Origin of the sequence: Harryflintia acetispora (assembly GCA_004340125.1) — a bacterium.
GTDB lineage: Bacteria > Bacillota > Clostridia > Oscillospirales > Ruminococcaceae > Harryflintia > Harryflintia acetispora.
Window position 1 is genome coordinate 179,385 of sequence record SLUK01000002.1, and the last position, 19,687, is coordinate 199,071.

20 protein-coding genes and 1 riboswitch are annotated in these 19,687 nt (G+C 58.4%); of the genes, 14 read left to right on the plus strand and 6 right to left on the minus strand.

The features are described from left to right. Positions 1–283 precede the first annotated feature (283 nt). The 7 genes from EDD78_RS03485 (at position 284) to EDD78_RS03515 (ending at position 5,738) form a co-directional block, all read left to right on the plus strand. Positions 284–1,003 (plus strand): YeeE/YedE thiosulfate transporter family protein, encoded by a 720-nt coding sequence (locus EDD78_RS03485; RefSeq protein WP_132083976.1) that lies wholly within the window; start codon positions 284–286, stop codon positions 1,001–1,003. A 57-nt stretch (positions 1,004–1,060) separates the two neighbouring features. Beyond that, the gene (locus EDD78_RS03490; protein ID WP_079699385.1) at positions 1,061–1,288 is read left to right on the plus strand and encodes a sulfurtransferase TusA family protein; all 228 of its coding nucleotides are present in this window, start codon (positions 1,061–1,063) and stop codon (positions 1,286–1,288) included. Between the two features lie 53 nt (positions 1,289–1,341). Then, entirely contained in the window at positions 1,342–1,890 is a 549-nt protein-coding gene (locus EDD78_RS03495) for a YeeE/YedE thiosulfate transporter family protein (protein WP_079699384.1), read from the plus strand. A 132-nt stretch (positions 1,891–2,022) separates the two neighbouring features. Further along, positions 2,023–3,267 carry an FAD-dependent oxidoreductase gene (locus EDD78_RS03500; protein WP_079699383.1) on the plus strand — a complete coding sequence of 415 codons (1,245 nt, stop codon included), beginning with the start codon at positions 2,023–2,025 and terminating at the stop codon, positions 3,265–3,267. A 156-nt stretch (positions 3,268–3,423) separates the two neighbouring features. Beyond that, entirely contained in the window at positions 3,424–4,344 is a 921-nt protein-coding gene (gene pyrB / locus EDD78_RS03505) for an aspartate carbamoyltransferase (protein ID WP_132083977.1), read from the plus strand. Then, the gene (locus tag EDD78_RS03510) at positions 4,338–4,760 is read left to right on the plus strand and encodes an aspartate carbamoyltransferase regulatory subunit (RefSeq protein ID WP_079699381.1); all 423 of its coding nucleotides are present in this window, start codon (positions 4,338–4,340) and stop codon (positions 4,758–4,760) included. Before pyrB ends, EDD78_RS03510 begins: the two co-directional genes overlap by 7 nt. Before the next feature lie 18 nt (positions 4,761–4,778). Further along, entirely contained in the window at positions 4,779–5,738 is a 960-nt protein-coding gene (locus EDD78_RS03515) for a carbohydrate kinase family protein (RefSeq protein WP_132083978.1), read from the plus strand. A gap of 46 nt (positions 5,739–5,784) precedes the next feature. Here EDD78_RS03515 and EDD78_RS03520 read toward each other — a convergent pair whose 3' ends face one another. Next, positions 5,785–7,149 carry an MATE family efflux transporter gene (locus EDD78_RS03520; protein ID WP_132083979.1) on the minus strand — a complete coding sequence of 455 codons (1,365 nt, stop codon included), beginning with the start codon at positions 7,147–7,149 and terminating at the stop codon, positions 5,785–5,787. A 277-nt stretch (positions 7,150–7,426) separates the two neighbouring features. Here EDD78_RS03520 and metF point away from each other — a divergent pair, with 277 nt between their 5' ends. From metF to EDD78_RS03540, 4 genes are read left to right on the plus strand one after another with little or no spacing between them, the layout of a single operon-like run. Beyond that, the gene (metF, locus tag EDD78_RS03525; RefSeq protein ID WP_132083980.1) at positions 7,427–8,302 is read left to right on the plus strand and encodes a methylenetetrahydrofolate reductase [NAD(P)H]; all 876 of its coding nucleotides are present in this window, start codon (positions 7,427–7,429) and stop codon (positions 8,300–8,302) included. Next, the gene (locus EDD78_RS03530; protein WP_132083981.1) at positions 8,295–8,981 is read left to right on the plus strand and encodes a vitamin B12 dependent-methionine synthase activation domain-containing protein; all 687 of its coding nucleotides are present in this window, start codon (positions 8,295–8,297) and stop codon (positions 8,979–8,981) included. Before metF ends, EDD78_RS03530 begins: the two co-directional genes overlap by 8 nt. Then, complete coding sequence (locus EDD78_RS03535; RefSeq protein WP_132083982.1) at positions 8,968–11,331, plus strand: homocysteine S-methyltransferase family protein; 2,364 nt, start codon at positions 8,968–8,970, stop codon at positions 11,329–11,331. Before EDD78_RS03530 ends, EDD78_RS03535 begins: the two co-directional genes overlap by 14 nt. Before the next feature lie 24 nt (positions 11,332–11,355). Then, the gene (locus EDD78_RS03540) at positions 11,356–12,609 is read left to right on the plus strand and encodes a competence/damage-inducible protein A (RefSeq protein ID WP_286170699.1); all 1,254 of its coding nucleotides are present in this window, start codon (positions 11,356–11,358) and stop codon (positions 12,607–12,609) included. 267 nt (positions 12,610–12,876) lie between these two features. Here EDD78_RS03540 and EDD78_RS03545 read toward each other — a convergent pair whose 3' ends face one another. Genes EDD78_RS03545 through EDD78_RS03560 form a run of 4 tightly spaced genes read right to left on the minus strand, consistent with a single transcriptional unit; the run spans position 12,877 to position 15,704 of the window. After that, positions 12,877–13,617: an ABC transporter ATP-binding protein gene (locus EDD78_RS03545; RefSeq protein ID WP_132083983.1), complete on the minus strand. Its 741-nt coding sequence runs from the start codon at positions 13,615–13,617 to the stop codon at positions 12,877–12,879. After that, the gene (locus tag EDD78_RS03550; protein ID WP_132083984.1) at positions 13,614–14,630 is read right to left on the minus strand and encodes an ABC transporter substrate-binding protein; all 1,017 of its coding nucleotides are present in this window, start codon (positions 14,628–14,630) and stop codon (positions 13,614–13,616) included. The genes EDD78_RS03545 and EDD78_RS03550 overlap by 4 nt, the downstream gene beginning before the upstream one ends. A gap of 14 nt (positions 14,631–14,644) precedes the next feature. Further along, entirely contained in the window at positions 14,645–15,427 is a 783-nt protein-coding gene (locus tag EDD78_RS03555) for an ABC transporter permease (RefSeq protein WP_350308572.1), read from the minus strand. Further along, complete coding sequence (locus EDD78_RS03560) at positions 15,399–15,704, minus strand: thiamine-binding protein (protein WP_079700445.1); 306 nt, start codon at positions 15,702–15,704, stop codon at positions 15,399–15,401. Before EDD78_RS03560 ends, EDD78_RS03555 begins: the two co-directional genes overlap by 29 nt. Positions 15,705–15,793: 89 nt before the next feature. Next, positions 15,794–15,925: riboswitch (TPP riboswitch) on the minus strand. Between the two features lie 119 nt (positions 15,926–16,044). On the opposite strand from EDD78_RS03560, the gene EDD78_RS03565 reads away from it, so the two are divergent. Further along, positions 16,045–16,446, plus strand: coding sequence for a VOC family protein (locus tag EDD78_RS03565; protein WP_132083986.1), 402 nt, complete (start codon positions 16,045–16,047; stop codon positions 16,444–16,446). Positions 16,447–16,538: 92 nt separating this feature from the next. On the opposite strand, the gene EDD78_RS03570 is transcribed toward EDD78_RS03565, so the two are convergent. Next, entirely contained in the window at positions 16,539–17,933 is a 1,395-nt protein-coding gene (locus tag EDD78_RS03570) for an MATE family efflux transporter (RefSeq protein ID WP_132083987.1), read from the minus strand. Between the two features lie 411 nt (positions 17,934–18,344). On the opposite strand from EDD78_RS03570, the gene EDD78_RS14090 reads away from it, so the two are divergent. Both EDD78_RS14090 and EDD78_RS03580 read left to right on the plus strand, forming a co-directional pair. Continuing rightward, on the plus strand, positions 18,345–18,704 hold the full coding sequence (locus EDD78_RS14090; protein WP_207668647.1) for a hypothetical protein: 360 nt from the start codon (positions 18,345–18,347) through the stop codon (positions 18,702–18,704). A gap of 265 nt (positions 18,705–18,969) precedes the next feature. Continuing rightward, a complete protein-coding gene (locus EDD78_RS03580) occupies positions 18,970–19,686 on the plus strand; it encodes a hypothetical protein (protein ID WP_132083988.1) in 717 nt (238 codons plus the stop codon). Position 19,687: the final 1 nt, after the last annotated feature.

Sequence of the window (19,687 nt, forward strand, 5' to 3'; positions counted from 1 at the left end):
ATGGTAGGCCAAAGGGAGGCCGGCAGGGAAAAACGGCTATAAAAGGGATGGAAAGGCAGGAGAGAAAAGGGCATAAAATAGGGAAAGAAGGGGGAGAGCGCCACCTAAATATTGCATGGTGCAAAAGAATTTTCGATTGCAGCGCACCCAATAAAATCCCACCATATTATAATAAGATTTTATGCAGCATAACGACATCGAGTAGTGAAATTATTAACAATATGCTATAATGAAAGACGTAGTAAACCGTTAATCTAAAATTTCAAACGTAGGAGGTGCAGGAATGTCAGAGGAAAACAACAACACCACGCCGGCGGCAGGCGCTTCGACCATTCGCCGGGCTTCTTCGCGGGCGCCCAGGAAGCCCAAGAAGAGCCAGCTCCCTTTTGCGCTGCTGGTTTTTGCCGTGATGATCGTCATCGGCGTGCTGCTCAGTTTTCGTTCTAGCGATCTTGCCATGTTTTGGGTTTTCGGCGGCTGTTTCGGGTTTATTTTGCAGAAGTCGCGCTTCTGTTTTACCGCCTCACTGCGCGACCCCTGTATCACCGGAAGCACCTCGATCACCCGGGCGGTGCTGATTGCCTTCGCGATTTCGACCATCGGCTTCGCGGCGATCAAGTACAATGCCTTTGCCAACGGCCTGCCCATCCCGGGACAGAGCTATGTCCAGCCGATCAGTCTCGCCACCGTCGTGGGAGGCATCATGTTCGGCGTCGGCATGGTCATCGCGGGCGGGTGTGCCTCCGGGACGCTCATGCGTGTCGGTGAAGGCTTTGGCATGCAGATGCTCTCCCTTTTATTTTTCGTGGTCGGTTCCCTCTGGGGAGCGCACGATATGGGCTGGTGGACCGTCAACTTTGTGGCAAACGGCCCGCGCGTCTTCCTGCCGGATGTCTTCGGCTGGTTCGGCGCAGTGGTGATCCAGTTGCTCATCATTGCCCTGCTGTATGTTGCGGCGGACAAGTTTGAGCGTAAGAAAATGGGAATCACCGACGAGGATTAATCCAAGAAGAGTCAGTACATAAACCAAAATAATATTATTTTACAGGAGGAAATGACAATGGCTGAATACACTGTTGATTGCTTAGGCGAGGCTTGCCCCGTACCGCTGATGAAGGTACAGAAGAAGATGGAGACCATGGCCGTGGGCGACGTTCTGGTTGCCCAGATTGACCACAGCTGCGCGATGAAGAACATCCCCGAGTGGGCGCGCAACCAGGGCCACAACGTCGAGATCGAAGAGGTCGACGACGGCGAGTGGGAAATCGTGATCGAAAAAACGAAATAACCTTTACTTTCTGAGCTTTGAAAGGTGATACGGAAAGGCAGGTGTCGGTTCGTTTGAACGAGTTTTGGACGAAAATCACCAAAAACAGATATTATAAAATGGTCTTTAAGAACCCCTTTACATATGTGACGGGCGCGGTGCTGCTGGCGATTTTCCAGATTGCGATCTTCGCCTACTCCGGCAACCCGTGGGGCGTTTCGGGGACCTTCGCCAACTGGGGCGCGTGGCTGTATGAGCTCGTCGGCGGCAATGTGGATAAGTGGTATTACTTCTCCTCCTCCGGCGCGCAGGCAACCCTGGAAAGCGGATTTTTAAGTCATACGGGCAGTATGCTCGACATCGGCATCATCTTCGGTGCCCTGCTGGCGGCGCTGCTGGCTTCCCAGTGGAAATTCAAGAAGATCAAAAACCTCAAGCAGGTCGTCGCGGCGGTGCTGGGCGGATTGCTGATGGGTTACGGTGCGAGACTGGCGGGCGGCTGCAACATCGGCGCGCTCTTCAGCGGAATTGCCTCGCTGTCCCTGTCGGGTTGGGTCTTCGCGCTCTTCCTCTTCGTGGGGGCGTTCTTCGGAAGCAAGCTGCTGGCAAAATTCTTTATGTGAAATCTCTTTGCGAGAGAGATAGGGTCATACGGGTTGGAGGTCTTTTGCAGAAAAAGGCCTCCAACTGTTATGGCTCACTTTTGGGACAGACCGCTGCGGTCTGAAATGAGATGAAGGAGGAACCCTTTCGATATGGAAAAGAAGACGGAACAATATGACGTCGTAATTATCGGCGGCGGGGCAGCGGGTCTGACCGCCGGAATCTATTGCGGGCGGGCCCGCCTGAAGACCTTGATTATCGAAAAAGCGCTGGTCGGGGGCTTGGCGACCTATACCAATGAAATCGAAAACTATCCCGGCTTCCCCGAGGGGGAGACCGGTTTGGGGCTGATGGAGCTCTTCCATAAGCAGGCTAAAAAGTTCGGAGTCAAGTTTAAGCTCACCGACGTGCGCGGCGTGCAGCTCGAGGGGGACGTCAAGGTCGTGGAGACCTTCCGCACCAACTACGAGTGTAAGGCTGTGGTGCTCGCCTCGGGCGGCAAGCCCCGGCTCACCGGCTCGAAGGGCGAGGACAAGTACCTGTATGACAAGGGGATTTCCTTCTGCGCCACCTGCGATGCGGCGGCCAACACCGGCAAGACCGTCATGGTCATCGGTAGCGGCGACGCGGCGATCGAGGAAGGGATGTTCCTGACCAAGTTTGCCAGCAAGGTCATCGTCTCGGTGATGCACGAAGAGGGGAAGATGGACTGCAACGAGATCGCCCGGGAAGAGGCGCTGCAGAACCCCAAGATGGAATTCAAGTGGAATACCGTCACCGAGGAGTTTAAGGGCGGCGAGCGGCTGGAAAGCGTGGTGCTCAAGAACCTCAAGACCGGTGAGCTGGACGACGTGAAGGTGGACACCTGCTTCATCTTTATCGGCTATCTGCCGAACACCGAGATCTTCAAGGGGATCGTCGACATGAACCGCGCGGGCTACCTGATCACCAACGAGAAGATGGAGACCAATATCCCCGGCGTTTACGCCGCGGGCGATGTGCGGGACAAGTGGCTCAAGCAGGTTTCCACCGCGGTGGGCGACGGTGCGATCGCGGGGTATGCGTGTGAGAAGTACATCGCCGAGAGCGAGCAGTTCGAGAACCAGATCATGGCGGGTGATCTGCCGGGGCTGGTCTTCGTCTATAATGCGGTCGATCCCAAGGCGCGCGCGCTCATGCCGGTGATCGAGCAGTTCGAGGAGACCCATGCCGGACGCGTCAAGGTCACCCGGGTGGATGTCTATAAATCCGAGGGTATCGCCAATCGGCTGGGCATCAGCGAGACCCCTTGCGCCGTCTGCATTCGTGACGGGCAGAAGGCCGGGACCCTGGCTGAAAACATCAGCATGGAGTCGCTTGAGAAGCTCATGGGCCTCTCGCTGGTGGAGAGCAAATAAATCGCGGGAAACCGCAGAGGAAAGCCGCAGCAATCGCTGCGGCTTTCTGTTTGTTGAAATATGAATAAACTATGAATTTTAGGATTGCTCTCGGCAAAAAGCCGCCATCCTGCTATAATAAATAAGTAAAAAAAGAAGATTTCGGGAGGTTAGAACATGAGGCATTTGATCGACCCGTCCGACCTATCGGTGCAGGAGGTGGACGAGCTTTTAAACCTCGCGGACCGAATTGCAAAAGACCCCAAACGCTATTCGGAAGTCTGTAAAGGAAAGAAGCTTGCCACGCTTTTTTACGAGCCGAGCACTCGCACCCGCCTGAGCTTTGAGGCGGCCATGCTCAACCTAGGCGGCAGCGTGCTGGGCTTCGCCTCGGCAGACAGCTCCTCGGCGGCCAAGGGCGAGAGCGTGGCGGATACCATCCGGGTCATTTCCTGCTATGCGGACATCTGCGCCATGCGCCACCCCAAGGAGGGCGCGCCGATGGTGGCGTCCCGCTTCTCCAAAATCCCGGTCATCAACGCCGGGGACGGAGGACACCAGCACCCGACCCAGACGCTCACCGACCTGATGACCATCCGTTCAATCAAGGGGCGGCTCGGCGGGCTGACCATCGGGCTTTGCGGCGATCTCAAGTTTGGGAGGACGGTTCATTCGCTGATCAAATCCCTCTCGCGGTACGAGGGGATTCGTTTTGTACTGATCTCCCCGGGCGAGCTGCGGGTGCCGGATTACATTGTGGGAGAGGTGCTGCGGGCGAAGGGAATTCCCTATGAGGAGGTCGAGGATCTCGAAACGGTGATCGGCAAGTTGGACATCCTCTATATGACCCGGGTGCAGCGGGAGCGCTTCTTCAACGAGGAGGACTACATCCGCCTCAAGGACAGCTACATCCTGACCGCCCACAAGATGCAGGGCGCCAAACCCGACATGGCGGTGCTCCACCCGCTGCCTCGCGTCAACGAGATCGCCGTCGAGGTGGACGACGACCCGCGCGCCGCCTATTTTACACAGGCGCAAAACGGAGTCTATGTGCGCATGGCGCTGATCATGAAACTGTTGGAGGTGGGCGAATGCTGAACGTGGACAGCCTGCAAAAGGGCGTGGTGATCGACCATATTAAGGCGGGCAGCAGTATGGATATTTATCACTACCTGCGCCTAGACGAGCTGGACTGCAGCGTGGCGATCATCAAGAACGCCAAGAGCGCCAAGATGGGGCGCAAGGACATCATCAAGATCGAGGAGCTGACCGACATCAACCTGGATGTGCTCGGCTTCATCGACAACAACATTACCGTCAACATCATCGAAAGCGGCCGGATCGTGGAGAAAAAGAAGCTGACCCTGCCCGAGCAGGTGCGCGGGGTGATCCGGTGCAAGAATCCGCGGTGCATCACGGCCGTGGAGACCGATGTCGAGCACATCTTCCGGCTGGCTGACCGGGAGCGGCATCTTTACCGGTGCATCTACTGCGAGCAGGAATTCGACCGCTGAGAGAGGGATGGCGATAAAATGTATGATCTGGTTGCACTGGGCGAGCTGCTGATCGACTTTGCCCCGGTGGGGGAGCGCAGCTATCAGGCCAATGCGGGCGGCGCGCCGGCCAACGTCCTGGCCGCGCTCTCCCGCCTGGGCGGCAGGACCGCCTTCATCGGGATGGTGGGTAAGGACGACTTCGGCGCCATGCTGCGCGCGGACATCGAGCGCGCCGGGATCGACGCGCGGGGCCTCAAGGCAACCCGTGAGGCGCCAACGACCCTGGCCTTTGTAAACCTGGATGAGCGGGGGGACCGTTCCTTCACCTTCATCCGCAATCCTGGAGCGGATTTGCTGCTGCGCGAAGAGGATGTCGATCTTTCGCTGATCGGGCAGGCGAAGATCTTTCATTTCGGCTCGGTCTCGCTGACCGGCGGGCCGGCGCGGGGGGCGACCCTCTACGCCGCGCGTTGGGCCAAGGAGCACGGGATCACCGTATCCTATGACCCCAACCTGCGCCCGCTGCTCTGGAAGGGGCTGGACGAGGCGAAGGAGGTCATCCTCTCAGCCATGGGGCTTGCGGACATCCTGAAAATCTCGGAGGAGGAGCTTTTGTTCCTCACCGGGACCAGCGATTTCGAGGCGGGCTCGCAGCTGCTCAGTGGCTGGGGGCCGAAGATCGTTTTCGTCACACTGGGGGCGCAGGGGTGCTTTTACCGGTATCCCGGCGGGTGCGGCACACTGCCGACCTTTGCGGTCAAGGCGGTGGACACCACCGGTGCGGGGGATGCCTTCTTCGGCGGGGTGCTCTCAAAGATTTCCGCGGCCGGGTTTGAAAACGTCTGCGGTTATTCCCGGGAGGCATTCGAGGAGGTTGTGCGCTTCGGCAACGGCGTCGGTTCGTATGTGACCACCCGCAAGGGGGCAATCCCCGCCATGCCCGACCTTGCCACAGTGGAAAACTTTATGAAGGATACCCCTCTGCAAGGGGAGTGAAAACGAAAGGCCGCCGGCTATTGCCGGCGGCCTTTCTGTTACCCTGTTATGCTGCGGGAGCGGCCTCGGGGGAAATCAGCCCCTGCTGCTTCCAGCGCCCGGTAAAGAGATACCAGTACCCCAAAACGATCGAGGCAAAGGAGGCCAGGGGGGCCGCCAGCCCCACGCCGAACATGCCGAGCATGTTCCCCAGCAAGAATACCAGCGGGATGCGCACCAGGAAGGTGGCGAGCAGGCCGTTGACCATTGAAAAGACGGTGCAGCCGCAGCCGTTATAAAAGCCGTTCATGCAGAAGACGAAGGCCACCAGCAAAAAGTCGAAGCTGAACGCCCGGATATAATCCAGACCCGCCTCGATGACCTCCCGGTCGGCCTTGAAGAGGAGCATGACCGATTCAGGGGAGAGCTGGACCCACAAAAAGAAGCCGAGCGCCCCGATGAGCGAAAAGACAATCCCGATGCGCAGCACCTTGCGCGCCCGCTCGGGCTGGCCGGAGCCGATGTTCTGCCCCACCATCGAGGCGATGGCCCCAGACAATGCGCTCGCCGGCAGCATGGCGAAGCTGTTGAACTTTTCCGCGATCCCCACCGCGGCCGCCGCAGTGACGCCAAAGGTGTTGACCACCGCCGCGATGATGAGAAACGAGATGTCCACCATGGTGGACTGCAGCGAGATCGGCAACCCCAGATGGATGATTTTGCGGGCCTTGGAACCCGAGAGGCGGAAGCTCTGCAGTTTAAAGTCGAAGACGAAATCCCTGCGCCTGAGATAGAGGATGGAGAGCACCATGCTCAGCGCCTGGGAGAGGATGGTGGCCGCTGCCGCACCGCCCGGACCCCAATGGAACACGCCGACAAACAGCAAATCGAGCAGGACGTTGCAGACACAGGCCACCGAGATGAATAGCAGCGGGCGCACCGAGTCGCCCATCCCGCGCAGGATGGCGCTGACCCCGTTGTAGAGCAGGGTGAAGATCACGCCGCAGGCGGCGATCCTGGTGTAGGCCATGGTGTCCGGGAAGGCTTCGGCCGGGGTCTGCAGGGCGATCAGCAGCGGGGAAGCTCCGCCGAAAAGCAGAACCGTGAGCGCCAGTCCGATTAAGAAAAACAGGGTGAACATCGTGCCGATGGTGCGGCTGATTTCGTGCTCCTGCCCGGCGCCCATGTACTGGGCGATCAGGATGGTGCCGCCCATGGTGATCCCGGTGACCATGCTGTTGACCAGCACCATGATCTGGCTGCCGATCGAGACGGCGGTGATGCCGGCGGCATCGGTGAACCAGCCCACCACGATCATATCCACCGTCCCGTACAGCGCCTGGATGAAGTTGGCCAGCAAAAAGGGCGCGGCAAAGAGCAGCAGGCTTTGATAGATGCTTCCTTTGGTCAGGTCTCTGGCGGCAATCTGCAAGTTTAATCCTCCTCATTCCATGAAAAAAGGATAAGAAAATTAACCAATGTTAATTCTCTTATCCAGCATTGCCCGTTTCGGGATACCCTCCGAGTTACCCAATCAGTATAAAAGGAAGGCGGCGAATTGTCAAGCCTGTCCCGTTCCAGTCGCTTTACATTCCTCCAAAAACTGATTATAATAAAAGCTGGCTTGCTGTTTTTGCAGCCGGCCCTCATGACTATAGGCATCTGATTAAAACATACTTGCGATTTCCCTGCCGAAAGGAAGAAAGTATATGAAGCTCGCGGACCTGTTTACAAAACGAAAGGCCGTCTTTTCGCTGGAGGTGTTCCCGCCCAAGAAGAGCGGCTCCATCGAGACGATCTATGACACCCTCGAGGCGCTCGAGGGACTGCGTCCCGATTACATCAGCGTGACCTACGGCGCGGGCGGAAACCTGGCGGACAACTCGACGCTGGAAATCGCTCAAAAGATCAAAAACCGTTATCATATTGAGCCGCTGGCCCATCTGACCTGCGTCAACTCCAGCCGCGAGCAGGTGCAAAAGTCCCTCGACAGGCTTGAAAAAGCCGGGATCGAGAATATCCTCGCCCTGCGCGGTGATATGAATCCTGAACTGCCTCCAAGGCTCGAATTCCACTATGCCAGCGAGTTGATCGGCACCATCCGCGCGCACGGTGGTTTCGACATTGCCGCCGCCTGCTATCCCGAGGGGCACCCCGAATGCGACAGCCTCGAGCAGGATGTGGAGCATCTGCGTCAAAAGGTGGAGATGGGCGCGACCCATTTGATCACCCAGCTCTTTTTTGACAACGCGGATTTCTACCGTTTTCTGGAGCTGGTGCGCAAGAAGGGGATCGATGTCCCCATCCAGGCCGGGATTATGCCGGTGGTCAACAAAAAACAGATCGAGCGCATGGTCTCGATGTGCGGCGCAAGCATCCCGGCTTCCTTGTCCAAGATCATGAACCGTTACGGCGCAAGCCCCGAGGCGCTGCGCGACGCGGGGATCAATTACGCCATCAGCCAGATCATCGATCTGCTCTCGAATTCGGTGGAAGGGATACACCTTTACACCATGAACAATCCCTACGTTGCCCGCAAGGTCAGCGGGAGTATCGCCTCGATCCTGGAGTGCGAGAATGAATGAGGGCAGACTCTTTATTGATCCCGATGAGGTGCTGCGATACCTCGGGCTTCGCTCAGCGCCGCCCGACGAGGGCACCCGCGCGCTGATCGGGGAGTGCCGGGAGGAGATGGCCTCCCTGGCGCGGCCGCGCACAGTTTATCGCGAGCTGGATGTGCGCTTTGAAGAAGGGGGCGTGCGGCTGGGAGGGAGCGGGCTTCTGCTGCCGGGAGAGGATATTAGACGGCACCTCGATGGGTGCGCGGCCTGCATTTTGCTGGCGGCGACCCTGGGCGGCGGGGTGGACCGCGCCGTCGCCGCGCTGCAGGTGCGGCAGATGGCCAAAGCCCTGGTGCTCGACTGCTGCGCCACCGCGGCGATCGAGGAGGTTTGCGACAAGCTCCAACGGGAGCTGGAGGAAACGCTGCAAGCGGAAGGCCGGTACGCCACCACCCGGTACAGCCCGGGGTACGGGGATCTGCCCATCACCTGCCAGCGGGAGCTGACGGCCCTGCTGGATACCTCCCGCAAGATCGGGCTGTGTGCGACGCGGGAAAATATCCTCACCCCGCGCAAATCGGTGACCGCCATCATTGGAATTTCAAAAAGACCTTTGCCGGCGCGGCGGCGCAGCTGCGAGAGCTGCGGCCTGCGTCAAAGCTGCAATTACAGACGGGGAGGAAGACACTGTGGAGATTCTTGAAGCGCTGCATGATGGCCTGCTTCTCCTCGACGGGGCGATGGGAACCATGCTGCAAAGCCGCGGCCTGCGGCTGGGGGAGCGCCCGGAGCTCTTTTCGATTACCCACCCGCAGGTGGTGGAAGGGATCCATCGTGAATATATCGAGGCGGGGGCCCAGGTAGTCTATGCCAATACCTTCGGGGCGAACGCCCATAAGCTGGCGGGGACCGGCCATACGCCAGCTGAGGTCATCGAAGCATCGGTGCGCGCGGCAAAGGCGGCCTGCGCCGGGACGAACGCCACTAAAGTGGCGCTTGATGTCGGGCCGATCGGGGAGCTGCTCGCCCCGGCCGGAAGCCTTGGCTTTGACGAGGCCTATGCGCTTTTCAAGGAGCAGATCGACGCCGGGGTGCGCTGCGGGGCCGACCTGATCGTGATCGAAACCATGACCGATCTTTATGAGGTCAAGGCGGCGCTGCTCGCGGCCAAAGAAAACAGCGAGCTGCCGGTCTTCGTGACCATGACCTTTGAGCGGGGCGGGCGCACCTTCACCGGGTGCAGCGTCAGCGCGATGGCTCTGACGTTGGAGGGGTTGGGTGCCGACGCGATCGGGATCAACTGCTCGCTCGGCCCCAAAGAGATTTATCCGATCGCGAAGGAGCTCTCCGTCTGGACCCGGCTGCCATTGATCGTCAAGGCAAACGCGGGGCTGCCCGACCCGCAGACCGGGAAATATGACGTTACGCCCGAGGCGTTCGTCGGGAGCGCCTTGCAGTTTATGGAAATCGGGGTTTCGGCCATAGGCGGCTGCTGCGGCACCACCCCCGAATACATCGCCCGCATGCGCGAGACGCTCTCCGGCAAGCGCCCAGCCAAGCGGGAATATCCGGCGCGCGCGGCCATCTGCACCCCGACCAAAACGGTGGCCATCGACGGGGTGGCCGTCATCGGCGAGCGGATCAACCCGACGGGGAAGAAGCTCTTTAAACAGGCCTTGATCGAGCACAACATGGATTATATCCTCTCCCAAGCCATTGCCCAGATCGAAGCGGATGCGGACATTCTGGATGTTAACGTCGGCCTGCCCGAGATCGACGAGACGGTCATGCTCCCCGAGGTGGTCTGCCGGCTGCAGGCAGTAATCGACGCGCCGTTGCAGCTCGATTCCTCGAATGCAAAGGCCTTGGAAAACGCGCTGCGCCTTTATAACGGCAAGCCGGTGGTCAATTCGGTCAACGGCGAGGCGGCGGTGCTTGAGAGGATCCTGCCGTTGGTCAAAAAATATGGGGCCGCCGTGGTGGGGCTGACGCTGGATGAAAACGGGATCCCGCCAAAGGCCGGGGAGCGCTTTGCCATCGCACAGCGTATTCTGGATGCCGCCCTTCGGTACGGGATACGCCGGGAGGATGTCTACATCGACTGCCTGACGCTGACCGCCTCGGTGCAGCAAAAAGAAGTGATGGAAACCCTCAAAGCGGTACAGATGGTCAAGGAACGCCTAGGGCTCAAAACGGTGTTGGGGGTGTCGAATATCTCGTTCGGCCTGCCGGGGCGGGAGCTGATCAACCAGAGCTTTCTCACCCTGGCGCTGGCGCACGGGCTGGACCTGCCGATCATCAACCCGAACATCCCCTCGATGATGGGGGCCGTGGCCGCTTTCAGGGTGCTGTATAACCAGGATGAGGGAGCCAAGGACTTTATCACAAAATATGCGCAGGAGAAGGGGGCGGCGCCTGTCGTCTCTGTGCAGGGGATGACCATTGAGCACGCGATCCTGCGCGGACTTGCAAAGGAGAGCCGCGAGCTGGCGAAAGCGCTGCTCTCGGATATGGGCGAGATGGAGCTGGTCAATGATCGGCTGATTCCTGCACTCGACGAGGTCGGCTCCCGGTTTGAGCAGGGCAAGCTCTTCCTGCCGCAGCTGTTGCAGGCTGCGGGGGCGGCGCAGGCCGCCTTCGAGGTGGTCAAGGAGAGGATTGCCGCCGCCGGGAAACCCTCGGTGAGCAAGGGGAAGATCCTGCTCGCCACCGTGAAGGGGGACATCCACGACATCGGGAAAAACATCGTCAAGGCGATTTTGGAAAACTACGGCTATCAGATTATCGACCTGGGGCGGGATGTCCCGGTCGCGCGGGTGGTGGACGAAGCCGTGCGCCAGGAGGTGCGCCTGGTGGGGCTCAGCGCCCTGATGACCACCACTTTGCCGAGCATGGAGGCGACCATAAAGGCGCTGCACGAGAGGCTGCCCGGCTGCAAGGTGTTTGTGGGCGGCGCGGTGCTCACCGCGGATTATGCCGGGAAGATCGGGGCCGACTTCTACGCCCGGGACGCCAAGCAGTCGGTGGACATTGCCCGGGAAATTTTAGGCTAGGCCATATCAAAGGGGGCAAACAGTTTGGCAAACAAAAGTGCTGAAATTCTCTGCATTGGGACCGAAATCCTGATGGGGAACATCGTCAACACCAATGCGACCTACATCGCGCGCGGGCTGGCGAATTTGGGGATCAACGTCTATCACCAATCGGTGGTGGGGGACAACCCCGAGCGGCTGCGTGACAGCCTGCGCCTTGCCTTTTCGCGGGCGGACATCGTGATCACCACCGGTGGGCTCGGGCCGACCTACGACGACCTGTCCAAGGAAACGATCGCCGGATACTTCGGCCGCCAGCTGGTGCTGGACCCCGAATCGCTCGAAAAGATCGAGGGGTACTTTCGGCGCTCTGGCCGGCAGATGACCGAGAACAACAAAAAGCAGGCTTATATGCCAAAGGACTGCACCATCTTTGAAAACAAAAACGGCACCGCCCCGGGCTGCGCCATCGAACAGGATGGGAAGATCGCCATCCTGCTGCCCGGCCCGCCGCGCGAGATGGGGCCGATGTTTGAACACTGCGTGCTGCCCTATCTCTCCCGTTTTCAGGATACCGTGCTGGTATCGCGCAACCTGCATTTCTTCGGGATCGGGGAGTCGGCGCTGGAGGCGCGGCTCTACGGGTTGATGACAGGAAGCACCAACCCGACCGTCGCCCCCTACGCCAAGACGGGGGAGGTCATGCTGCGGGTGACCGCCAGCGTCAGGCGGGAGGAGGACGCGCCCGCCCTGATTGAACCCGTGATCGGACAGATCAAGGAGCTGGCCGGGGAATACCTCTACGGGATCGACGTTGGAGACTTGCAAACCGCAGCGGTCCGGGCCCTGATGCAGAAGGGACTGCACGCCGCGACGGCCGAGAGCTGCACCGGCGGGCTCGTCTCCAAGCGGCTGACCGAGGTGGACGGCGCGTCCAGGGTGTTTGAATGTGGGGTTTGCAGCTATTCCTGCGAGATGAAGGAGCAGCTATTGGGGGTGCGCCACGAGACGCTCGCGCACTTTGGCGCCGTCTCGCGCGAATGTGCGCGGGAGATGGCCGCCGGGGTGCGCCGCCTCTCGGGGGCAGATATCGGCGTTGCGGTGACCGGCAATGCGGGGCCGAAGGCTTCGGAGGAGAAACCGGTGGGGCTCGTCTACGTCGCGGTAGACAGCGGGCGCTGCCGGGAAGTGCTCGAGCTGCAAATTTCCCGGGAGGACGACGATGCGAGGGAATATATCCGTACAATCGCCTCTTCCCACGCATTGCACCTGCTGCTCAAAGCGGCAAACGAGTATTAAAAACAGGGCCCCAAATGGGGCGGTGAGATAAGAAATATTTCAGAGGGACGGCGGCAGCCGTCCCTCTGTGTTTTCTTAAAACAACGCGCTTAAGGGCGCGCCTTTTTTCTTCAGGGCGGGGGTTGACGCTGCGCCCTTCTCAAAGTATTGAAAGCTGCGCTTCCAATACTTTTATATGGGTGCTCCCGGAAGGGCGCATTTCTTTTCTTCAGGGCGGGGGTTGACGCTGTGCCCTTTATACGTGCTCCTGGAATAGGAGCCCTGTTTTTAACTGCGGATTTCTTGCAGGATCTGCTTTTTATAATGGATGAACGCGTCGCTCATCGAAATATCCTCGTCCCGCTCTCCCGGCAGTTCAATTTGAAGCTCGGCGGTGATCCTTCCCGGCGCGCCGGACATGATGTAAACCCGGTCCGAGAGGAAGATCGCCTCGTCGATGTCGTGGGTGATGAAGATCGAGGAGGTGCCGTGCTTCTTGCGCACCGATTGGAACCAGCGGTGCAGCGAGGACTTGGTGATGGCGTCCAGGGCGGAAAACGGCTCGTCGAGCAGCATCACCCGCTCAGAAAAGAGATAAGCCCGCAGCAGTGCGGCGCGCTGGCGCATCCCGCCGGAAAGCTCGCTGGGATAACGCCTTTCGCTGCCGCCAAGGCCGAATTCCTCCATCAGCTCCCCGGCGCGCCGGTGCGCCTCCCGCTTTGCCGCGCCTGCAAGGCGCAGCGGGAGGCAGACGTTGTCCAGCACGGTGCGAAAGGGGAGAAGAAGGTCCTTTTGCTGCATGTAACTGACCCTGCCCGAGCGCCCGGTCACATCCTCCCCTTCGAGCAGCACCCGCCCGCTGTCCGGGCATTCGAGCCCGGAGAGGAGGTTGAAGAGGGTGGTCTTGCCGATCCCGCTGACCCCAAGCAGTGAAACGAGCTCGCCGCGCTCGAGGGCAAGGCTGATGTCCTGTACCACGCACCGCCCGTCGTAGCTTTTACAAAGCCCCTCGGCTTGCAGCACACTCATGATTGTGCTGCAGGGAGGTATTCGTTGGTGAAGCCGCCGGCTCCCAGCTCCTTCTGGATGACCCCGACCTGGTACATCCAGTCGTAGAAGGCCTTCCAGCGGCTTTCATCGATCTCGCCCCAGCGCGGATACTCGGCCTTGTACTGCCCGGCGAGGAATTCCTGGCTGGCATAGACCAGATCGGGGGAGAGCTCGGGCACCGATTTCAGCAGCAGGCCGGCCGCCTCCTTGGGATTTTGAATGGCGAATTCATATCCCTTGCTGGTCGCCTCCAGGAAACGCCTGGCTGTCTCGCGGTTGTTTTCCAGGAATTCATCCTGGGCGATCAGGATGGGGGTGTAATAGTCGAAAGTCGGGTCGGAGTCGCTAAATTTGATGAAGTTATAGTCCACTCCGGCGAGCTGCGCGGCCACAACGTCCCACGCCTCATAGACCCAAACGGCGTCCACATTGGTCTGGATGGCGGAGATCGCGTCGGAGACCGTGCTGGGGATCAGTTCCACTTTGCCAAAGTCGCCGCCCTGCGCCTTCATCGAATCCCGGATCATCGACTGCTCGAAGGGATCGTCCCAGGTGGCGTATTTTTTCCCTTCCAGGGACTTGAAGCTGTCGATCCTGGCACTCTTCAAGGAGATGATCCCCGAGGTGTTGTGTTGGATGATCCCGGCCACGGCGGTCACCGGCAGGGGCGGATCGGCGCTCAGTGCGGTTCCGAGGTTTTCCTGGATGCTTACTCCGAACTGCGCCTTGCCCGAGGCGACCAGCGCGATCGAGCCGTCCTCGGGCGGCTGGACGATCGTTACATCCAGTCCGGCATCCTGATAATAGCCGTTTTCCAGTGCGACATAGAGCCCGGTATGATTGGTGTTGGGCGTCCAGTCGAGCACCACGGTAAGGGCCTTCTGTCCGGCTTCCTGCGGCTGTTCCGTGGAGGTTGGGCCCGCACAGGCGCTCAGCACGCCCATACAGAGGGAAAGGCTCAGCGCCAGGCTGAGCAGTTTTCTTATCGGCATGTCAGGTTCTCCTTTTATTTCAGTATTGCGCGGGTGTCCTGCCTGTGCTTCCAGGGCATGGCCCCGCGCTGGAGCAGGGAGACCAGCCACATCGCCAGCAGGCTGATCCCGCTGATCAGGAAGATCACCGCGAACATCTTGTCGAAGGCATAGGCCTTGCGCACCCGGGTCATATAGACCCCGAGCCCGCCGTTGCCGCCCAGCCATTCGGCCACCACCGCTCCGACGATGGAATAGGCCGTGCTCACCCGCAGCCCGGAAAAGAAGCTTTCCAGCGACGAGGGAAGCTTGAGCTGCCAAAGAATCTGACGGCGGGAGGCGCCCATCGACTGAAAGAGGCGGACGGTATCCGGGTCCACTGCGGCGAAGCCGCTGAGGATGCTGACCACCAGCGGGAAGAAGCAGGTGATGAAAATCAAGGTGATCTTGGGCAGCAGCCCATACCCCAGCCAGAGCACCAGCAGCGGCGCGACGGCAATGGTGGGCACCGTCTGGGTGAGTACAATCACCGGATAGACGGCCCGGCGCAGGAACGCAAAGCGGTCCATCGCCACCGCCAGAAAAAAGGCGGCGGCGATGCTCGTCGACAGCCCGATGGCGGATTCCGTCAGTGAGACGGCGGCGTTTTGCATGAGCAGGGGAAAATCCCCGATGAAGGCCGCCAGCACCCTGCCGGGCGAAGGGAGCATGAATGCGGGGATCAGCCCAAGCGCGCAGGCCAGCCACCACAGCAGCAAAAGCAGGGCGAGAAAGCTCAGCGGGTAGAGCTCACTGATGATGCTTGGTGACTTTTTCATCAATGGTCATCACCCCGGCGTTCGGGTTGTAGGAGATTTTGACATAGGCGGCGACGCTCGGCGCACCCTCGCGGGTACAGATGAGCTGGCAGTCCTTGACCAGCTGCATGAGGGTGTCGTAGTCCCCCTCCACCGAGGTTTCGAACGGGCCGACATAGGTGGGCAGCCCGCTGCCCTTGAGGTGGGCGATCACAGCATCGATAATCCGCACGGCCTCCTCGTTGTTCGGGGCCTTCGGCACCACCTGGATGGCAATGCTTGCTTCTGGTTTTTGCATGATGAAACTTCCTTTCTTTTGCCGGGCTTTGCCCGAAAATTTAAGCAAACAAAAAAGCGCAAGGAAAGCCTTGCGCAGAAATTGGCAGATATACAGCAACCATTTCTTCCTACGCCGGCATTATCCGGATCAGGTTAAAGGGTTTAGGAGGGGAACGTCCCTCCATTCTCAGCCGAACCGGGATTTATCAATAAATCCTTTCAGCACCCCTGATGTTCACTTTTTTGTCACTCGCGTATATCTTACTGCAATTCTTTTGGCCTGTCAACCAAAAAGGACTTTTTCTCCCTGGCCTGCAGTGCTATAATGAAGTTGGAATGTGGGGAGAGGAGGGCCGGTTATGACGCTGGAAGAGAATATCATCGGGATAGAGCATATTGGCATCCCGACGATGGACATCGAGCACACCATCCAGTTTTACGAGGCGATCGGCTTTGGGCTGGAGTATTTTACCGAGCTTCCGCAGGAGGACGGCAAGTTGATCCGTATGGCGTATCTGCGCCTCAGGAATGTGGAGATCGGGGTTTACCAGGGAGGCCCGATCGCCGGGAAGAGCGGGGCGATCGATCACCTTGCGCTCAGCGTGGCGGACATCGAGGAGGCGTTCGAGCGGGTGAAAGAGAAGAAGCTGCCGATGCTTGAGCCGCGGATCCGGACTCTCAACATGTTCGAGCGCAAGGTGCGCTACTTTACGCTTGTCGGTCCCTCGGGGGAGCAAATTGAATTCAGCCAAAGGATTTAGACGGCCGATCTACGGTCACATTCCTTCCGCCGCTTTGTTTTATAAAAAATAATAGCGGGCCGTTGATTCTTTCAACGGCCCGCTTTCGCATATTAGTTGTCGGTGTCGGCGGCCTCATCGTACTGGGAATAGGTGATGGCCTTGTGCTTCCAGCCGCCCTTGAAGTAAAAGAACATGGTGAGAGCCGCGCCGATTGCCCAACCGAACGCATAGCTGAAGAACATGTTGTCCCGCCCGAAGAAATGGGTAATCAGGTAGGAGGCGGGCACGCGCGCCGCCCAGAGGGAAAGGATCGAGGAGGCCATGGGGACCACCATCTCGCCCGCGCCGCGCATGACCGAGTTGAAGACAAAGAGAAGCGCAAGCAGAACATAGAAGGGAAGGACCCGGTTGAGGTAGGCGCAGCCCGAGGCGATAACCTCCTGCGAGGTGGTGAAGAGCCCCATCAGCTGGGAGCCGAAAAGGATTACCCCGCCGCCGAGGACTATGCTCACCAAAACACACATCACCAAAGCCGAGATGGTCCCGCGGTGTACCCTTTTAAGCTTGCCCGCGCCGATGTTCTGCCCCACATAGGTGGTGACGGCGTTGGTGATGCTCTGGATGGGGAGGAAGGCGAAGGTATCCAGCTTGTTCGCCACGTTGAAGCCGGCCATGAAAGCGGGGCCGAAGGAATTGACCAGCGACTGCACCGCGATACTGCCCACCGAGAAGAGTGCCTGCTGGATTCCGGAAGGGATCCCCAGGCGGATAATCTGTACAAAGAGTGGCTTGACGAAGCGCAGCTTGAAGGGGGAGATGTGGATGAAGTCGTACTTCCTATTGATATAGAAGATGCCGAACACCCATGAGAAGATCTGGGCGATCACGGTGGCGATCGCCACCCCGGCGACACCCCAATGGAAGTTGATGACGAAGACCAGGTCCAGCACGATGTTGATAAAACAGGCGATGGTCAGGAAGAGCAGCGGGGTCTTGGAATCGCCCAGCCCCTGCATGATCCCCGAATTGATGTTGAAGCCGAGCGTGCCGATCATGCCGAGGAAGAGGATGATCAGGTAGGTCTTGGCGTCTGCCATGGTATTTTCCGGCACCTTGATGAAGCGCAGCAGCGGGTCGGCGATCAGCAGGGAGAGGATGGTCAGCGGGACCACTCCCACGATCACGGTGGTATACATGGTATTCACCGTGTTTGAGACCTGCTCGAAGTCCTTGGCGCCGTAATATTGGGAGATCATCACCAACGCGCCCATGCCGATTCCCATGAAGAATGAGGTCATCATGAAAACGACCGGGAAACCGGTACCGACCGCCGCGAGCGCGATCTCGCCGGCAAAGCGTCCCACGACCAGGCTGTCCACCATGTTGTAAAGCTGCTGGAACATGTTCCCGATCAGGAGCGGAACCGAAAAGAAAAAGATCAGCTTGGCGGGATTTCCGGTGGTCATGTCGGTCATACCAGCTTGTTTTTTCGCCACATCGGCCATTTTAACGTCTCCTTCCAGATTCAAATGCAAAAGAAATACATGCTGCCGATCGAAAAAATCGGCAGCATGCGGCTGATACGCGTTATATATATGATAGCGCAAATGAAAAGTGATTGCAAGCATTGTTCAAAACAAAAGAATTCGTGAACGATATTTTTCCGTCTTGTGAACAAATTGTTATTCCAAATTGTAGAAAAAGGATGACAGGAAAAATTACTATAAGTATAAAGGAAGAGTGTTGAAAATCTTTCGTCGTTTTGACTATTATTTTTTTACATTCTGAAAAAAATGCAGGAGGTTGCAATGAAGATTGCAAAATCAAGCAAGAAACTGCAATTTTAACTAGCGTTTCTCGTAAAATATGCTATAATGAGTGAGCAATCCATCAAAAACAAGGAGTGTCAAATCAAAATGAAAAAGATTTTAGTTTGCATGTTATCTGCAGTTGTTGCTCTTTCCATGGTTGCTTGCGGCTCCACCGCTTCGGAGTCTTCCTCCGCGAGCGAGCCCACCAGCTCCGTTTCTGAGGAGAGCAGCGAGGCTTCCTCTGAGGAGTCCAGCGAGGCTTCCTCTGAGGAGTCCAGCGAGGCTTCTTCCGAGGAGAGCAGTGAGGCTTCTTCTGAGGAGAGCAGCGAGGCTTCTTCTGAGGAGTCCAGCGAGGTTTCCTCCGAGGAGAGCAGTGAGGCTTCTTCTGAGGAGTCCAGCGAGGCTTCCTCCGAGGAGAGCAGCGAGGCTTCCTCTGAGGCCGAGACCTCTTCTGTCGCTGCCTAACTTTTCGCGGCATGCACAGCGCAATAAGCGCCATATGAAAGCTGTGGATAAACCCACAGCTTTCTTTTTTTGACAGATGCTCCAATGCCGTAATAAAACAACCAGAAATTATTAAGATAGGCAGTTAAATCTGGAAATATCTATAAAAATAGGATGATTTTGTAAATTACAGCTGTGATTCGGCGGAAACTGTGCTATAATCGAAAAGCAACTGTCCGGCCCCGGCAGGCCGGCAAAAATTATGTTCGATGATAAGGAGATTCATATGAAGAAGATTTTAGTCGCGATATTGGCTCTGACCACTGCACTTTCCATGACCGCCTGCTCGGGCAGCAAACCGGCCGAGCAGGAGACCTCCTCGGCGGGAGAGGCGAGCTCCGCCGTTTCCGAAAGCTCCTCTGAGGCCTCTTCCGAGGAGACCTCTTCGGAGCAATCCGAGGCGCCCGCCGGCGACACGACTCCCGAGCAGGCCGCTGCTGCGGCGTTTGATGCGTTCAAAGCGCTCGACCAGGAGAAAATTGCCCAGTACTTTATCGGCGGCGAGAACGTCAATCTCAGCAATATGAGCCCGGTTGCCGATGGGGAAAAACTGAGCAAGCTGTTTGTCGAGAACTTCAGCTATGAGCTGGGCGAGATCACCGAGGACGGGGACAGCGCCGTCATCAAGACCAAGGTCACCAATGCGAACATGTCCACCCTCTTCAACGACCTGATGGCTTTCGCCATGGAGCAGGCCGTTACGGGTGAGACCGACGAGGCAAAGATCAACCAGGCTGTCGAGGACAAAGTGATCGAGCTGGTCGGCACTGCGAAGGAGAACCCCGTCACCGCCGAAGTGGACGTCAGGCTCACAAAGGCGAACGGCGTCTGGAAGGTCGAAATGGACGAAAATCTCCTGGATGCCGTCATGGGCGGCCTGGTAAGCGGTATGGCCGAGATGATGGAGCAGATGGCCGGCGCGCTCACTTCCGCCGCGGAATAAT

Coding starts and splice junctions, on each gene's coding strand:
- EDD78_RS03570 (WP_132083987.1), bottom strand. CDS start 17,933: ATGGCCGATGTGGCGAAAAAACAAGCTGGTATGACCGACATGACCACC.
- EDD78_RS03490 (WP_079699385.1), top strand. CDS start 1,061: ATGGCTGAATACACTGTTGATTGCTTAGGCGAGGCTTGCCCCGTACCG.
- EDD78_RS03550 (WP_132083984.1), bottom strand. CDS start 14,630: ATGCCGATAAGAAAACTGCTCAGCCTGGCGCTGAGCCTTTCCCTCTGT.
- metF (WP_132083980.1), top strand. CDS start 7,427: ATGAAGCTCGCGGACCTGTTTACAAAACGAAAGGCCGTCTTTTCGCTG.
- EDD78_RS03530 (WP_132083981.1), top strand. CDS start 8,295: ATGAATGAGGGCAGACTCTTTATTGATCCCGATGAGGTGCTGCGATAC.
- EDD78_RS03560 (WP_079700445.1), bottom strand. CDS start 15,704: ATGCAAAAACCAGAAGCAAGCATTGCCATCCAGGTGGTGCCGAAGGCC.
- EDD78_RS03515 (WP_132083978.1), top strand. CDS start 4,779: ATGTATGATCTGGTTGCACTGGGCGAGCTGCTGATCGACTTTGCCCCG.
- EDD78_RS14090 (WP_207668647.1), top strand. CDS start 18,345: ATGAAAAAGATTTTAGTTTGCATGTTATCTGCAGTTGTTGCTCTTTCC.
- pyrB (WP_132083977.1), top strand. CDS start 3,424: ATGAGGCATTTGATCGACCCGTCCGACCTATCGGTGCAGGAGGTGGAC.
- EDD78_RS03545 (WP_132083983.1), bottom strand. CDS start 13,617: ATGAGTGTGCTGCAAGCCGAGGGGCTTTGTAAAAGCTACGACGGGCGG.
- EDD78_RS03555 (WP_350308572.1), bottom strand. CDS start 15,427: ATGAAAAAGTCACCAAGCATCATCAGTGAGCTCTACCCGCTGAGCTTT.
- EDD78_RS03485 (WP_132083976.1), top strand. CDS start 284: ATGTCAGAGGAAAACAACAACACCACGCCGGCGGCAGGCGCTTCGACC.
- EDD78_RS03565 (WP_132083986.1), top strand. CDS start 16,045: ATGACGCTGGAAGAGAATATCATCGGGATAGAGCATATTGGCATCCCG.
- EDD78_RS03580 (WP_132083988.1), top strand. CDS start 18,970: ATGAAGAAGATTTTAGTCGCGATATTGGCTCTGACCACTGCACTTTCC.
- EDD78_RS03500 (WP_079699383.1), top strand. CDS start 2,023: ATGGAAAAGAAGACGGAACAATATGACGTCGTAATTATCGGCGGCGGG.
- EDD78_RS03510 (WP_079699381.1), top strand. CDS start 4,338: ATGCTGAACGTGGACAGCCTGCAAAAGGGCGTGGTGATCGACCATATT.